At 38.7% G+C, this 15,185-nt stretch carries 17 protein-coding genes and 1 pseudogene; 15 read left to right on the top strand and 3 right to left on the bottom strand.

The annotated features are described in order from the left end of the window. Positions 1 to 592: 592 nt before the first annotated feature. Genes VB740_RS12915 through VB740_RS12935 form a run of 5 tightly spaced genes read left to right on the top strand, consistent with a single transcriptional unit; the run spans position 593 to position 5,258 of the window. Positions 593 to 1,852 carry an ABC transporter substrate-binding protein gene (locus VB740_RS12915; RefSeq protein WP_323200395.1) on the top strand — a complete coding sequence of 420 codons (1,260 nt, stop codon included), beginning with the start codon at positions 593 to 595 and terminating at the stop codon, positions 1,850 to 1,852. A gap of 7 nt (positions 1,853 to 1,859) precedes the next feature. After that, positions 1,860 to 2,810, top strand: coding sequence for a branched-chain amino acid ABC transporter permease (locus VB740_RS12920; RefSeq protein WP_323200396.1), 951 nt, complete (start codon positions 1,860 to 1,862; stop codon positions 2,808 to 2,810). A 14-nt stretch (positions 2,811 to 2,824) separates the two neighbouring features. Then, positions 2,825 to 3,427, top strand: a complete 603-nt coding sequence (locus tag VB740_RS12925; protein WP_323200397.1) for a Uma2 family endonuclease — start codon at positions 2,825 to 2,827, stop codon at positions 3,425 to 3,427. 49 nt (positions 3,428 to 3,476) lie between these two features. Then, a complete protein-coding gene (locus tag VB740_RS12930) occupies positions 3,477 to 4,415 on the top strand; it encodes a branched-chain amino acid ABC transporter permease (RefSeq protein WP_323200398.1) in 939 nt (312 codons plus the stop codon). 51 nt (positions 4,416 to 4,466) lie between these two features. Then, the gene (locus VB740_RS12935) at positions 4,467 to 5,258 is read left to right on the top strand and encodes an ABC transporter ATP-binding protein (RefSeq protein ID WP_323200399.1); all 792 of its coding nucleotides are present in this window, start codon (positions 4,467 to 4,469) and stop codon (positions 5,256 to 5,258) included. Between the two features lie 49 nt (positions 5,259 to 5,307). On the opposite strand, the gene VB740_RS12940 is transcribed toward VB740_RS12935, so the two are convergent. The 3 genes and pseudogenes from VB740_RS12940 to VB740_RS12950 form a co-directional block, all read right to left on the bottom strand. Continuing rightward, positions 5,308 to 5,583 (bottom strand): type II toxin-antitoxin system RelE/ParE family toxin, encoded by a 276-nt coding sequence (locus tag VB740_RS12940; RefSeq protein ID WP_323200400.1) that lies wholly within the window; start codon positions 5,581 to 5,583, stop codon positions 5,308 to 5,310. Next, positions 5,576 to 5,869, bottom strand: coding sequence for a type II toxin-antitoxin system Phd/YefM family antitoxin (locus VB740_RS12945; RefSeq protein ID WP_323200401.1), 294 nt, complete (start codon positions 5,867 to 5,869; stop codon positions 5,576 to 5,578). Before VB740_RS12945 ends, VB740_RS12940 begins: the two co-directional genes overlap by 8 nt. Positions 5,870 to 5,951: 82 nt before the next feature. Further along, positions 5,952 to 6,359, bottom strand: a pseudogene (locus tag VB740_RS12950) (DUF4351 domain-containing protein); the annotation flags it as partial. A gap of 161 nt (positions 6,360 to 6,520) precedes the next feature. Here VB740_RS12950 and VB740_RS12955 point away from each other — a divergent pair. The 10 genes from VB740_RS12955 (at position 6,521) to VB740_RS13000 (ending at position 15,163) form a co-directional block, all read left to right on the top strand. Continuing rightward, entirely contained in the window at positions 6,521 to 7,252 is a 732-nt protein-coding gene (locus VB740_RS12955; protein ID WP_323200403.1) for an ABC transporter ATP-binding protein, read from the top strand. 35 nt (positions 7,253 to 7,287) lie between these two features. Then, positions 7,288 to 7,527, top strand: coding sequence for a type II toxin-antitoxin system Phd/YefM family antitoxin (locus VB740_RS12960; RefSeq protein WP_323200404.1), 240 nt, complete (start codon positions 7,288 to 7,290; stop codon positions 7,525 to 7,527). Further along, the gene (locus VB740_RS12965) at positions 7,524 to 7,916 is read left to right on the top strand and encodes a type II toxin-antitoxin system VapC family toxin (protein ID WP_323200405.1); all 393 of its coding nucleotides are present in this window, start codon (positions 7,524 to 7,526) and stop codon (positions 7,914 to 7,916) included. The genes VB740_RS12960 and VB740_RS12965 overlap by 4 nt, the downstream gene beginning before the upstream one ends. Before the next feature lie 34 nt (positions 7,917 to 7,950). After that, a complete protein-coding gene (locus VB740_RS12970; protein ID WP_323200406.1) occupies positions 7,951 to 8,514 on the top strand; it encodes a Uma2 family endonuclease in 564 nt (187 codons plus the stop codon). An 80-nt stretch (positions 8,515 to 8,594) separates the two neighbouring features. Beyond that, complete coding sequence (locus VB740_RS12975; RefSeq protein ID WP_323200407.1) at positions 8,595 to 9,734, top strand: endonuclease NucS domain-containing protein; 1,140 nt, start codon at positions 8,595 to 8,597, stop codon at positions 9,732 to 9,734. Positions 9,735 to 9,975: 241 nt separating this feature from the next. After that, positions 9,976 to 10,623, top strand: coding sequence for a histidine phosphatase family protein (locus VB740_RS12980; RefSeq protein ID WP_323200408.1), 648 nt, complete (start codon positions 9,976 to 9,978; stop codon positions 10,621 to 10,623). 83 nt (positions 10,624 to 10,706) lie between these two features. Next, a complete protein-coding gene (locus VB740_RS12985) occupies positions 10,707 to 11,732 on the top strand; it encodes a glucokinase (protein ID WP_323200409.1) in 1,026 nt (341 codons plus the stop codon). Between the two features lie 45 nt (positions 11,733 to 11,777). Next, a complete protein-coding gene (locus VB740_RS12990; protein WP_323200410.1) occupies positions 11,778 to 12,401 on the top strand; it encodes a hypothetical protein in 624 nt (207 codons plus the stop codon). A 431-nt stretch (positions 12,402 to 12,832) separates the two neighbouring features. After that, the gene (locus VB740_RS12995) at positions 12,833 to 13,213 is read left to right on the top strand and encodes a fasciclin domain-containing protein (RefSeq protein ID WP_323200411.1); all 381 of its coding nucleotides are present in this window, start codon (positions 12,833 to 12,835) and stop codon (positions 13,211 to 13,213) included. Between the two features lie 459 nt (positions 13,214 to 13,672). Continuing rightward, a complete protein-coding gene (locus tag VB740_RS13000; protein ID WP_323200412.1) occupies positions 13,673 to 15,163 on the top strand; it encodes an NACHT domain-containing NTPase in 1,491 nt (496 codons plus the stop codon). Positions 15,164 to 15,185 lie beyond the last annotated feature (22 nt).

A 15,185-nucleotide genomic window follows, 5' to 3' on the forward strand; every position in this document is an offset into this window, starting at 1 on the left:
GGCAGATCGCGCAGCGTGTCGTAGACAAGGCAGAAGGGAATTCTGATTCCTGCCCTCTGCCCGTAACCGTAGGGAACAAGGGTTTAAGACCCCCAGCAAATTTTTAATTTGGTGGCTCCTATTCACACTGATAGCGCAGCTTAAAGCCTTCTCCTCGCCCTTGTAGCCTCTCTCTTTGGGGAGGGAGACGCACGCGAACGAGAAGCTTGTCTATCTACATCAGGAGTACGCCAACGGCGCAGCCTCTCACAGAGAGCGTCTTGATTCTGAATTCTGTTAGCGGATAGCTAAGGTTTAGCCCATTCTGACTTCTAAATTCTTCTTCAACAAAATTTAATTAAGCTTGAGCTACTGATGAGAAACAATATTTGCAGGGTTGGAATTGATAACTGTAACTTTGATGAAGTTGTAGATCAAACTGTCAAATATGCACTCTCTAAGAGTCAGGCAGAAATATTTTGAATATTTGTCTTTGCATGAGCAAATAAAAATGATTTAATAAAATTATTGTAAAAGCATAAATCTGCCTAAATTAGTTTGCAGATATTATTAACTTTTCCAAAATACCTAATAACTAAATGACTATTCAACGATGAACAATGCGATCGCTCGGACAACAGCATTCTTATCAACTTGCGCTTTGCTATTAGCAGGCTGTGGCGGCGGCAGCGGTGGTCCTGTGACTGTGACAAATTCTCCAAATACTACCAGAAATAACACTGCAACCGACACGGTAGCTACAACGGGTACATTGTCGGGTGCTATTCCCATAGGGATTGCTGTTGCTCAAACTAGCAATGTAGCATTACTAGGTCAAGAACAAGTTGCTGGAGCCAAACTTGCCGAGAAGTATTTCAATAGTAAAGGTGGTGTTAACAATACACCAATTAAATTAGTATTTCAAGATACTAGCGGTGATGAAGCGGGAGCAATTAACGCTTTTCAAACATTAATTAATAAAGATAAAGTTATCGGGATTGTAGGACCAACTTTGTCACAGCAAGCTTTTAGTGCTGATCCTATTGCAGAACGTGCAAAAGTCCCAATTATTGGTCCATCAAATACTGCTAAAAATATTCCCGAAATTGGTGATTACGTAGCTCGTGTTTCTGCACCAGTTTCTGTAGTTGCTCCTAATTCGGTGAAAGCTGCACTTAAGCAAAACCCCCAAGTTAAAAAAGTCGCAGTTTTCTATGCTCAAAATGATGCATTTAGCAAGTCAGAAACGGAAATTTTCCAGCAAACAGTTAAGGATCAAGGGCTGGAATTGGTAACTGTACAAAAGTTTCAAACTAGTGATACAGATTTTCAAAGTCAAGCTACTAATGCCATTAATCTCAAACCAGATTTGGTGATTATTTCTGGCTTGGCTGCTGATGGTGGTAATTTAGTTAGACAATTGCGTGAACTGGGTTATAAAGGTTTAATTGTTGGTGGCAATGGTTTAAATACATCAAATTTATTACCAGTTTGTAAAGCACTTTGTGATGGCGTATTGATTGCTCAAGCCTACAGTCCAGAACATCCAGGTGAAATTAACGCAGCGTTTCGTAAAGCCTATACTGACGAATATAAAAAAGAGCCACCTCAATTTAGCGCCCAAGCTTTTGCCGCAGTACAGGTTTATGTAGAAGCACTCCAAGCTTTAGATAAAAAGAGCAAAGTCAACAAATTACAGCTACCACAATTGCGGACAGAATTAAATAAACAGATACTTGCTGGGACATACAACACACCACTGGGTGAAATTAGTTTTACTCCTATAGGTGAAGTTGTGCAAAAAGATTTCTATGTAGCCCAAATCAAGATGACAAAAGATGGAAGCCAGGGAACATTCACATTTCTAAAATAGTTGTTACATGAATCTCAATTTGTTTTTGCAGCAATTATTAAATGGGTTATCCATCGGTAGCGTCTATGCAATTTTTGCCTTAGGATATACCTTGGTTTATTCCATTTTGGGCATCATTAATTTAGCGCATGGTGCGATTTTTACTTTGGGTGCATATTTTACTTATGCACTCATGGGTGGTAGTTTTGGATTTAACGGCTTGCTAGCTAATGCAGCTTTGCCGATAAAATTACCATTTGCTATAGCCTTGATTTTAGGAAGTACCTTGGCGGGATTAGTAGGGGTATTAATGGAACGCGTTGCTTTTCAACCTTTACGGCGTCAAGGCTCTGATCCTTTACTAACTGTTGTTTCCAGCTTGGGAGTAGCAGTGGTAATTGTGAATTTAATTCAGTATTTAGTAGGCGCAGAAAGTTACACATATCCCGCCAATACTTACGGTAATTTGCCACCTGCAATTAATTTTGGTAGTCCAGAAAACCCAATTCCTATTCGCAGCGTTCAGGTGGTAATTTTTGCTGTATCAGTTGTGATTGTGGCAATTCTTACCTATTTTATCAATCGGACTAAATATGGTAAGGCAATGCAGGCGATCGCAGAAGATCCAACTACAGCTAGTTTGTTAGGAATTAATAGCGATCGCTTTATCATCCTAACATTCTTCATCAGCAGTTTTTTAGCAGGATTAGCAGGAACTTTAGTCGCCTCTAGTGTTAGTATTGCAGGGCCATATTTCGGCATTGGTTTTGGGTTGCGGGGTTTAGCGGTAATTGTCTTAGGTGGTTTAGGTAGTATTCCCGGTGCGGTGGTAGGAGGCTTGGTAATTGGATTAGTGGAGGCATTTGTCCCTGCTGAATTCTCTGGATATAAAGACGCAGTAGCTTTTGGAATTTTGTTTATTATGCTATTAGTTAGACCCCAAGGTTTGCTAGGACGAAGATTTATCCAGAAAGTTTGAAGATACGTAGTGCTATGAAAACATACACCAAACAACAATTAACTTTTGAGCAATTTTTAGAACAGTGTCCAGAGGAAGGTTTATATGAACTTGTAGATGGAGAAATTGTAGAAGTGCGGGCAACGAGAAATCATGATGATGTCGCTAATTTTCTATTGTTTGGTTTCAATGATGAAATTAGGGGACAAAACTTAAATTATGTAGTTAATAACACAGCAGTTTTTAAAACTATAACAGCTAATGGTATAGAGCAAGGACGCAAGCCTGATGTAAGTGTCATAGATAAAGATAAATGGCGCTCAAATCGTTCTGCTTATGCTGCACTTGAAGAACCCATCCAATTAGCTGTAGAGGTAACATCAACTAATTGGGAAGATGACTACATTGATAAATTAGATGAATACCAAGGCTTAGGTATTACAGAATATTGGATTGTAGATTATTTGGCCATCGGGCTAAGAGAGTATTTAGGAAATCCAAAAGTTCCGGCTGTATTTGTTTTTCTATTAGATACTGAGGGAAAATACCAATGTACACAGTTTAGAGGTTCAGAACGGATTGTGTCACGAACTTTTCCTGAACTGGCGCTGACAGCAGAGCAAATATTAACAGCTTAATAGTTGATAAAAGCGATAGGTTGATTAAGCTTAATCCAAATTTTTTAAAATGGCTGATTTTTTCGCTACTTACGGTTCTCTAATTGTCTCTATGGTATTGGGGGCGCTATTAGGGTTATCGCTTTACTTACCGCTAATGACAGGACAATTGTCTTTAGCTAGTCCGGGATTTTATGCTTTAGGTGGATATATTGCAGCAATTTTATCCACAAAAGTTTTTACATCGAGTAGTGGTTTATTTCCCATTCCATTGTTGTTATTGGAGATGTTAATTGCTGGGATAATTTCTGGTTTTTTAGGTATAATAGTGGGGATTCCAGCGTTGAGGTTGCGGGGGATTTATTTAGCGATCGCTACTATCGCTTTTGTGGAAGTTCTGCGTGTCATATCCCTCAATTTAGATATTACAGGCGGTGCTGTCGGAATTTTTGGCATTCCTCAACCTTTCCAAACACAACTTGAATATTTATGGGTTGCTCTTCCCTTACTATTAATTAGTATGGTGCTGCTTTATCGTCTAGAACGCATCCGCGTAGGAAGGGCTTTTATCGCAATCCGCGAAGATGAATTAGCTGCGGGTGCAATGGGAATTGATCCGACTTATTACAAAGTTTTGGCGTTTACATTAGGGGCTATGCTTGCAGGAGTTGTAGGTGCAATTAGTGCCCACTTCCTTAATACCTGGAACGCTCGTCAAGGTACTTTTGATGCCAGTATTATATATTTAACTTTTGTTTTAATTGGTGGTTCGAGAAGTTTTTTAGGGCCAGTAGTCGGAGGTATGGTATTTACTGCTTTACCAGAGATTCTGCGAAGCCTGGCTGATACTGGTGGTTTACCTAACTGGTTAGCACAGTTTTTGCGAGATGGTAGATTAATTATTTTTGGCTTACTAATAGTAATAGGTACAATATTTTTCCCGCAAGGGCTAATTACTCCAGATATTTTTCAAAGGAAAAAACGAATCGACAAGGGTGCAAAAGAATAAGTTTTTTAGAGATTGATTGCGTAAGTTTTATATTCATAATAGTATGCAAAAATGTCATACAGTATTCCAGAAGCTAACAGCAGTATTGTCTTAGAAGCAAGAGCATTAACTCGCCGCTTTGGTGGTTTAGTGGCAGTAAATAATGTATCTTTTAGTGTAAATAAACATGAGATTTTTGGGCTAATTGGCCCTAATGGTGCTGGCAAAACAACACTGTTTAATTTGATTACTGCCTTCATTCCCCCTTCTAGCGGTAAATTAATTTATCAAGGTGCAGAAATTTCCCAACTGCGTCCCCATCAAATTGCTGCTTTAGGTATCGCCCGTACCTTCCAAAATATCCGCTTGTTTGGGGAATTATCGGCATTAGAAAATGTGATCATTGCTCGGCATTTGCACACTAAAAGTAATATGATTGCCGGAGTTTTGGGATTACCACCAGCGCCTAATGAAGAACTTAAAACTAAGCAGAAAGCTTTAGATTTATTGGATATAATTGGCTTAAGCGATCGCGCCCACGAAAAAGCCAAAAACTTTGCCTACGGCGATCAGCGGCGGCTGGAAATTGCCCGCGCTTTAGCATTAAAACCGCAAATCTTACTTCTCGATGAACCTGCTGCGGGGATGAACCCCAATGAAAAGAAGCAACTCAGTGAATTTATCCGTAGTCTACGCGATCGCTTCAATTTGACGATCATCCTCATTGAACACCATGTACCCTTAGTTATGGGTTTGTGCGATCGCATTGCGGTATTAGATTTTGGTCAATTAATTGCCTTGGGTGAACCATCTGTAGTCAGAAATGATCCGGCTGTAATTGAAGCTTATTTGGGAAATGAATAAGCGATTGAGAATGAGTTACAAAAAAATTAATTTCGGGATTCTAATGGCATTATAGATTTTCGTACACCTCATCATCATTGCGCTTGCCAACTCGAAAAACTTCGATTACATCCTCTGAAATTGTATAGAGAATACGATACTCACCTTGATCAACTCGATAAACACCTGAATATCCCTTAAGTTGCTTACAATCTTGAGGTCTAGAATTTTCCGGTAGCAGTAAAATTTTAGTCATCACCTGCTTAAAAAACTTTGGCTGCAAATCGACTAAATCTTTCCGGGCTGATTTTGTAATACGTAGAGCAAGCAGTCCAGATTCAGCCATTCAAAATATTTTCAACTGTGAAATTAGTACCATGAAGTTCGTTGTAATCAGTAATCACTTCTTCTACCGAATAAGATTCACCGTCACTCTCAGTTATTGCACGTTGGAAATCTGCGACATCTTTTGCATCTTCCAATGCTTCCAATCGTTTTAAGTCGGCATAGCTGATGACTGCTGCAATAACTTGTCCTTGTGATTCAATCACAATACGTTCTTGTCCTTCTTCCACAAGTGCAAGAAGTTCAGAAAACTTTTCTTGTGCTTGATCTGCTTCCACTTTTGTCATATTTATTTAAGGCAGTGCCATCAGCAGGATTATCCTGGTTTTAGGATAGCACAATGGCTTTGGGCGATCGCACCTGTGAAATTTATACAAACAAAATACTCACAAATTCATCTAGAGAATTTACAGCGATCGCACTATCCATTAAATTTTCTAATTGTTCCACACTTTCACCCTCAAGCCTTACTTCTACCTCTTGGGGAATTTCGCCAAAGCGTCGTCGCAATACTCGGATTAACTGCTGTCGCGCACCCTGTTGAACGCCTAGCTGAATACCTCTTTGCTCAATTTCTTGATACCAAGGCGATTCTCGCAATACTGCCATATCCCACCTCATGATTTGTTGAACTAAAGGCGTGTCTAACACAAAGCTAGCAAAAAATGCCAGCAATGATTCTAATTGGTTCAACTGTACATCTGCTCGTAGCGCCTGTAATGCGCGTTGCACAACTGATACCTCTCCCCCTCCTCGCAGGATTGGCACAAAGGGTAACTTATCAGTAATTAATGGTACATCATAAAGATTGCAGTATTCTGGCGTTGGTTTTTAAGTTGAAGCAATATCTACGACGGGTACACCTACACACTGTTTTAAGAAATGTATGATTGATGTATGTTAGGCTTTGAATCAACTTTTCTGGATGTAAACCGCCGATGAAATCCGATAGTAAGCCAAACTATACAATTTTAGAAGTTCAAGAACTTGATGTTAATTATGGCGGCATCCAAGCTCTAAAAAAGATTAATTTAATTATTCAAAAAGGCGAGGTAGTTACTCTAATAGGTGCTAATGGTGCTGGCAAAACTACTACACTCCGTGCCATATCTAAAGTAGTTAATCCTAAGAGTGGCGGAATTATCTATAATGGACATAATATTACCCGCCGCCAAACTCACGAAGTTGTACAACTTGGCATCGCCCATTGTCCTGAAGGACGTAGAGTATTAGCGCGACAAACAGTATTTGATAACTTACTTTTGGGCGCTTATATTCGCTCCAATCAAGCGGAGGTAAAAGCAGATATTCAGCGCCAATTTGAGCTATTTCCGCGTTTGTCACAAAGACGCAATCAACTAGCAGGAACTCTTAGTGGTGGTGAACAACAAATGTTAGCGATCGCACGGGCTGTTATGAGTAAACCACAACTCTTGCTTTTAGACGAGCCTAGCTTAGGTTTAGCACCTGCGATCGTCCGGGAAATCTTCTCTATTATTGAAAATCTTCGTGCTACAGGTGTGACTATTCTGTTAGTTGAACAAAACGCTAATCTGGCGCTACAAATTGCCGATCGCGGTTATGTTTTGGAAGCTGGTTCTATAACTTTAACAGGCGCAGCATCAGAATTAATTAGTGATGAGCGAGTTAAAAAAGCTTATTTAGGGTGATGATTATAGTAGAGTGATAATCCAAAAAAAATTTTATGAACTGGATTAGTGTCGATGAAATAAAACGTGACTTATTAGGCTACCTTCAGCGCGTTGAAGCTGGGGAAACTCTTGTAATTATACGTGGTGGAAAGCCAATTGCTGAAATTAAACCGACGGTAAAATCACCTGATCTCTCTAGACCATTTGGACTCTGTGCAGGAGAGTTTATTGTACCCGATGATTTTGATGAACCACTGCCAGAGAATATTATAAGTGAGTTTGAGGGTAAATGAAACTCCTACTAGATACCCATATTTTTCTCTGGTTTATTAGTAGCGATCGCCGTTTGTCAAATACGTTTATAGAGATTATTCGTAATACTGACAATGATGTATATCTAAGTATAATTTCTATTTGGGAAGCAACCGTTAAGTATCAATTAGGCAAATTACCTTTACCTGAATCACCTGAGATTTATCTGCCGATACAGCGTGAGAGGCATTTGATTACTAGTCTTCCTTTAACAGAGGATAGTGTTGTACAACTTAGCAAGCTTCCTAATATCCATCGCGATCCGTTTGACCGAATGCTAATTTGTCAAGCTTTGCAGCATGACCTTACTATTGTGACTGTCGATAATGCAATTTGTGCTTACCCAGTTAAAATTTTAAACGATACATGATTGTTGTATGTAAAAAATTAGGAAGTACAAGCAGATGGTCAAATCACCAACTAAACCGCTAACTTTAGAAGAGTTTTTAAAACTACCAGAAACAAAGCCTAGCTCAGAATACATCAACGGTCAAATTATTCAAAAGCCAATGCCTCAAGGAAAACATAGCAAATTACAGGGTAAGTTAGTCACAGGTATAAATGAAGTCGGTGAAAATCGAAAAATTGCCCTTGCTTTCCCAGAATTGCGGTGTACTTTTGGCGGACGTTCAATTGTACCTGATGTAGCTGTGTTTGCTTGGGAACGAATTCCCATAGATGAACATGGAGATGTGGCAAATGTATTTAAGACATATCCAGACTGGACAATTGAGATTCTTTTACCAGAACAAAGTCAGACTAAAGTAACCGGAAATATTCTACATTGTTTAAAATATGGTAGTCGTTTAGGTTGGTTAATTGATCCAGGCGATCGCTCTGTTTTAGTTTATCCACCAAAGCAGCAACCAGAACTTTTACAAGAAGAACAAGAAATATTACCAGTTCCCGATTTAGTTAGCGGTTTTCAATTAACTGTAGGGCAACTATTTGGATGGTTGAAGTTATAAGCAATTGTATAGCTTCATATCTAGCTTTGGGAATACTAGAGGTAGTAATTTACTCAAGTTAGAGCGATATAATGGATTTCGTGAATTTAATAAAAACGGGTGATAGTTGGAAATTTGCGACTGAAGCTGATTTAGAAGATTTTGTCTGGGCGAATTTAAAGGAACTTTTCGGATTCATTCCGCTAAAGCGACAATATTATGTTAACGGTCAAATTTGCGATATCTTAGCATTGAGGGAAAATAAACAATTAGTAGTGTTGGAATTAAAAAATGCTGAAGATAGATATATTGTTCAGCAGCTAACTCGATATTATGACGCTTTACAGGAACTAAAACCTTTAGAAGACGAAATAGATTATCAACAACCTATTAGTTTAATAGCAATTAAGCCTAATTTTCATAGAGATAACTTTATAGATAAAAAATATCATCATTTATCTATTGATTTTTTTGAATTTGCCGTATTAGCAGATGAGTTTAACTATTATTTGCAGATAAAAAATTTAGATTTAGATAATGAGAAAGTTTCAATAATAGAAATTCCTCATCAGAACAGAGAGAGAAATGAAGATATACCTCCACCTCCTAGAGGGCTGATGAACCGTTTAGCTAAATGCTCTTCTGAACAACAAGAAGGAATATTAAAAATTCGTCAAAAGGTTCTTAGTTTCGATAAACGAATGGAAGAGATTTCTTCTGCTGTTAGTTTTCGATATGGAAATTGTAATAGTAAAGCAAGTAAGTTTTGTGCTGAATTTTACTTTGATAGTAAAGGAATACCAATTATATTTTTATGGTTAGGTTTAAAAAATAATAAAAGTGATCGCATAAGTAGAGCAAGGATTTGGACAGATTGGCAAGACAATGCTTTGTTAGAGGGATATGTATCAAGTGGAATTGGTGCAAAGATGAATTCATCCAAAAAGACACTTTTAAATAGAATACAAATAATGAATGAAATAGCAGAAAATGAAAATTCTAAATACCGACGAGAATATAAATATACGAACCAATATTTTAAAGATAGAAACAGAATACTTAGGAAACTTAATAACTCTGAACCTTTAACATATGAAGAAAGAAAATTATTAGAGATTGATGCAAATAAATTTTGTATTGTTCAGGGTGGTGGAAGAATTAATACATATAAATTTGATCACTATGATTCTTTAAATGGATTAGTTGATGTAGCTTTAGAAAAATGGCGAAAGAGGCTATAGCCGAATGGGACTATTGCAATCTTAAACATTTTAGGAAATTACTAAAGTCGATGTTGCTTTAGAGACTTGGCTAAATAGACTTTAAATAAAACTACACTGATGCCACTGATAACTTTTCCAAATCAGTTATATTATTACAAATAATTACAACTTTTATCATATATTAATATTTGCAGCCCTCCTTGCAGATATCTATATATTTGTTTAGCGGCGAATTCTATTCACCGGAATAATTACACCCATGAGTCAAATAGTCTGGATCGCAAGACACGCTAACCGCCTCGATTTCGTAAACCCCGATTGGTTTCTCACCGCCGAACGACGCTACGATCCACCCTTGTCTGATGATGGTATGGTGCAGGCACAGCAGTTAGCAAGGCGATTGAAAGGAGAAAATATTGGCCATATTTTCGCTTCCCCTTTCCTGCGAACCGTACAGACGGCAAACGCAGTTGCAGAAGCGCTTAACCTACCAATCAAATTGGAAACAGGTTTGAGTGAATGGCTAAATCCAGCTTGGATGACAGAAGAACCCGAAAGACTTTCAACTCCAGCATTAGCAAAGTTATTCCCCAGAATTGACACCAGCTATACTTCGCGCATCGCCGCCAAATATCCTGAAACTCACGAAAAAGTGCGAGAACGTTCTGGGCAAACTGCTAGATGTTTAGCTACTGAGTTCTTCCCAGAAGATATCTTGCTAGTCGCACATGGTGCATCTGTGTTGGGGGGAGCAATGGGGCTAGTGGGGGAAATTGCCAAAACAGAAGTTAAAGCTTCTTTATGTTCTTTGGTAAAAGTGGTACGCCAGGAACCAGAATGGTTATTAGAACTAACGGGAGATACTTCCCATTTAACCCACATAGAAGAAGTTATTCGATTTGCTTAAACCTCTGATAGAGATTTGCGTTCATGGCTTCTGCTAGGTTGGGTATATCCTACAAAAAAGTAATTAATTCACAAATAAATTCTATGACTTTGTTACTAGCAGGAGATATCGGCGGTACGAAAACTATTCTGCGATTGGCTGAAACATCAGATTCATCAGCAATACATACTATTTATCAGGAAAGTTACCACAGTGCTGATTTTCCCGATTTAGTACCAATAGTGCAGCAGTTTTTGGTCAAAGCTAATACACGAATACCAGAAAAGGCTTGTTTTGCGATCGCAGGCCCCATTGTCAAAAATACTGCCAAACTAACCAATTTAGTCTGGTTCCTGGATACCGAACGTCTACAACAAGAATTGGGTATCCCGCATATTTCTTTGATTAACGACTTTGCAGCGATTGGCTATGGTATTTTAGGTTTACAAAGACAAGACTTGCTGACGTTGCAAGTTGGCAAATCTCAACCCGAAGCACCCATTGCAATTATTGGTGCTGGTACTGGCTTAGGACAAGGATTTTTAATTAGACAAGGAAACCATTATCAAGTCTTTCCCTCAGAAGGTGGACATGCTGATTTTGCCCCTCGGAATGAGATAGAGTTTCAACTGTTGAGATACCTGCTGGGTAAACATGATATCCAGCGCCTTTCTGTGGAACGCGTGGTTTCTGGAATGGGAATTGTGGCAATTTACCAATTTTTGCGCGATCGCAAATTTGCCGCCGAATCACCAGATATTGCCCAAATCGTCAGAACTTGGGAACAAGAAGCCGGACAAGAAGAGAAAAGCGTCGATCCTGGTGCTGCTATTGGTACAGCCGCCCTAGAAAAACGCGATCGCCTTTCGGAACAAACCTTGCAATTATTTATAGAGGCTTATGGTGCAGAAGCCGGCAATCTTGCCCTGAAACTCCTACCTTATGGTGGCTTATATATTGCTGGTGGAATTGCGCCCAAAATCCTGCCCTTAATCGAAAACAGCGGTTTCTTATTAAACTTCACCCAAAAAGGCAGAATGCGCCGCCTCCTCGAAGAAATCCCCGTGTATATTATCCTCAACCCGCAAGTGGGGCTAATAGGTGCTGCTTTATGTGCTGCTAGGTTATAACAGCTAGCATCATCAGTGAGATTAGCATCTCAAAAGGTAAAACTTATGACAATGAAAATTCTGTTGCCATTAATCGCCGTCACCTTTGTGTGTGGCGGTTCTGTTCTCGTGGAAGCGCGTCAACCCAAACCTCCGGCGGCTGTTGTTAAACCAACAGCGAAACCAACCGTTCCTCAACCCGTGCAGCCAAAATGGAAGTTATTCACCCCTCCAGATGGGCGCTTTAGTATTTTGATGCCGGGAAACCCCAACAGAAATACCCAATCCCAAAAAACTTACATGGGGGAAATTAACTTAGAAATATTTGTTGCTCAACCCCCAAAACAGCAAGTAGCATATGTAGTTACTTACAATGATTTTCCTTATAGTTATGGTGAAATGGCTGACCCCCAAGCTGTACTTAATAATGCAAGGGATATGGCTTTAAAGACTACGAAAAGTAATTTGATTAGTCAACGAAATATTCGTAGTTCCAATAATCATCCTGGCAAAGAAATTGAGTACATCAATTCTGGAGGGAAAATTACTAAAAGTAGAATGTATGTTGCTGAAGGAAGATTATATCAAGTAATGGCAATAACTACAAAGAAACAGCAGAAGACATTAGCTAAAACCATTACGGGATATTTAAATTCTTTCCACGTAGTTTTGAAAAAGCCAAATAACTAAAACCTCTACTATATTAGCCATGCAATCAGTTGTGTGGCAAAGAACTAGGTAGTGGTCTATAAAGTTTGAATTGATGAGTAGGGAAGTTTGTAGTAAAGACTTTAGTCCTTATTTTCTAAGCATTAAAGTGCTTACTACAAACCCTAAAAACTAGCTTAGACACTGTAGTAAGGACAGATAAAGAGTATAGTGTATAATGGACTACAGCCTCCGCGCACTCAAAGCGGATAAAAAATTTTGGATTGTTGCTAACAATATTTTTCGATTGACTCCAAACTTCTAACTCCTAAATATTTTAAGTATTTAATTTTTTTAGCTCAGATTATACAACTTATACGTTACTCAACCGCTTATTGAAACATGATTTCTAACACTAGGGTGTCATGCTAACAATCATTCATGACTAAATTAAATAAAACCAAGTGAAATAAATGGCTACTACTGAGACTGCCGTGAACTCTGGTTCTTTTAGCACTATAGTTGATGCAATCAAGGCTGCCAATTTGATAGATACCCTCAAAGGTGTTGACTCATTTATTGCCTCTGCATCCACAAATCAAGCTTTTGCAAAGCTTCCAGTAGATACTGTAGAGACATTGCTTAAGAATATTAATAAGCTCCAGGAACTCCTGACGTATCATATTGTTTCCGGTAAGGTGATCCCCATAAAGCCGATTGAAGGTTCAAGTTTGAAAATTGACCCTTTTCATAGTTTCAATGCAGATTATGAATCACAGCCTCAAAACCCGATGCTGTTGATGATAACGGTGTCATCCACATCATTGTTGATTCCTCAGTCAACAAACGTATAGATAGCAAATAACGTGTGTGGTCTAGAAACTATCTATATTCACTATTTCACGGCTGTCTAAATATATTTTCAGGAACTCAACCAAGTTAAATGTTATACCTCTCTCTAAACCTCTCTCCTAAGAGGAGAGAGGTTAATTTTATATTTTTGGTTCTTCAGGACTGACATCATTTATCTTAAAATTTGCCTGAACAATAAAAACAATATCAACTAAATTAATTTAAAAACTTATGCGTTGAAAATGAAATATTGTTTGAATTCAGGCATTGGCAAAACTTAAAATGTATAAGATAAAGGTATAACGTTTGCGTTTGTCGCAAAAATTTAAAAACTTGAGAGTAACTCTGGGATTTTGTATAACTTTAAGTGAGCAAAATGCTAATATCATATAAAAACCTATAAGATTGCAGAAATTAATAAAAGTTAAAGTTCATGATTTGAGGAGCAGGGTTATTGTCCTATGGTCAAGCGATCGCTCCAAGCGTCACTCACTGGAATTCAAGAGGCAAAAAGAGCATTTACTCTCAAGGGGTGGACACAAGACAATTTAGCAGCAGAAGTCAACCTCAAGACGAGACAACCAATTTGGCGGTTTTTCAGTGGCCGTCCGGTTGAGCGTCATACCTTTATTGAAATTTGTTTGGTGCTGGCACTGAATTGGCGGGAGATTGCTACTAATCCTCCGGCAGAATTCTTAGAACTAGAAGAATACACCCAACCTGCTGTGTTGGATATTGATGCATTAGTGCAACAAGTGCGATCGCAACGCTTCGACAAAATTCAAGACCAGTGTGGTACTTTACAGTTATTGGATGTCAGCCATCCCGTTGCGATCGATGATATATATATAGATTTGAATATTTTGGAGCAAATTGCCAGTCAACAGTGGTTAGAAATCACCGAACTGCAAAAACTTGATCCCAAAGAATTTGACCGTTTTGGCTTAGGTGAGATTGACCTGAACCAAATATCTGGTACACAGGCAATTGAAACATACTCCAAGCTCAGGGTGCTAGGCAAACCAGGAGTAGGCAAAACCACCTTTTTACAACATCTCGCCATTCAGTGTAACCAAAGCGCATTAGTGTCAAATTATGTACCGATATTTATCACACTGAGAAACTTTGCCCAAGAGTATAAGATTAGCAATGACTTCAGCCTATTAAAGTACATTCGCCAGGAGTTTATCACATCTGGAATTTCCGATCCCTCAGTCATTGAAATCTTACTTAATGCAGGCAGAGTGTTATTGTTGCTTGATGGTATGGATGAAATTCTTAACCAACAAAGCAATGCTGTCTTAAGCGAAATTCGCAGATTTTCAGATAAATATCACAAAAATCAGTTAGTGGCCACCTGTCGAACAGGATCTCAAAAATTTAGACTCCGAGGCTTTACTGATGTTGAGATTGCCCCATTTACCTCAGAACAAATTCAAGCCTTCGCTCAAAAATGGTTTGTGGCCTTTACCAAAACCAACACTCAAGATGGTCAGGTCCAATCTGCTGAGTTTATTCAGAAGCTAAACTTAGCTGAAAACTGGCAATTTCGCCAACTTGTCGTCACACCTCTCTTTCTGCATCTTGCCTGCTGGGTGTTTCACGGTAAAGAAAAATTTCCAACTAAGCGGACTGACTTTTATAAGGAAGGTTTAGACCTTTTGTTGGGTAAATGGGATGAAGCCAAAGGCATAGAACGAGATGAAGTTTACCGAGGGTTTTTATTACCACAAAAGCTCAAATTATTGAGTCAGATTGCAGCAGCTACATTTGAGGGTGGTCAGTACTTTTTTGAGCAACGCATTGTTGAGCAATATATTGGTGACTATATTCAGAATCTGACCAACGTACCAATGGATACAGAGGAACTGCAAGTAGAAAGCGAAGCGGCCTTGAAAGCAATCGAGGCTCAACATGGGCTACTAGAGAGCCAGTCCAGTAGAAGGCATTGACAAATTAAGCAGATTGTGAGCT

The sequence above is a fragment of the Nostoc sp. UHCC 0251 genome (assembly GCF_034932245.1).
Lineage (GTDB): Bacteria > Cyanobacteriota > Cyanobacteriia > Cyanobacteriales > Nostocaceae > Nostoc.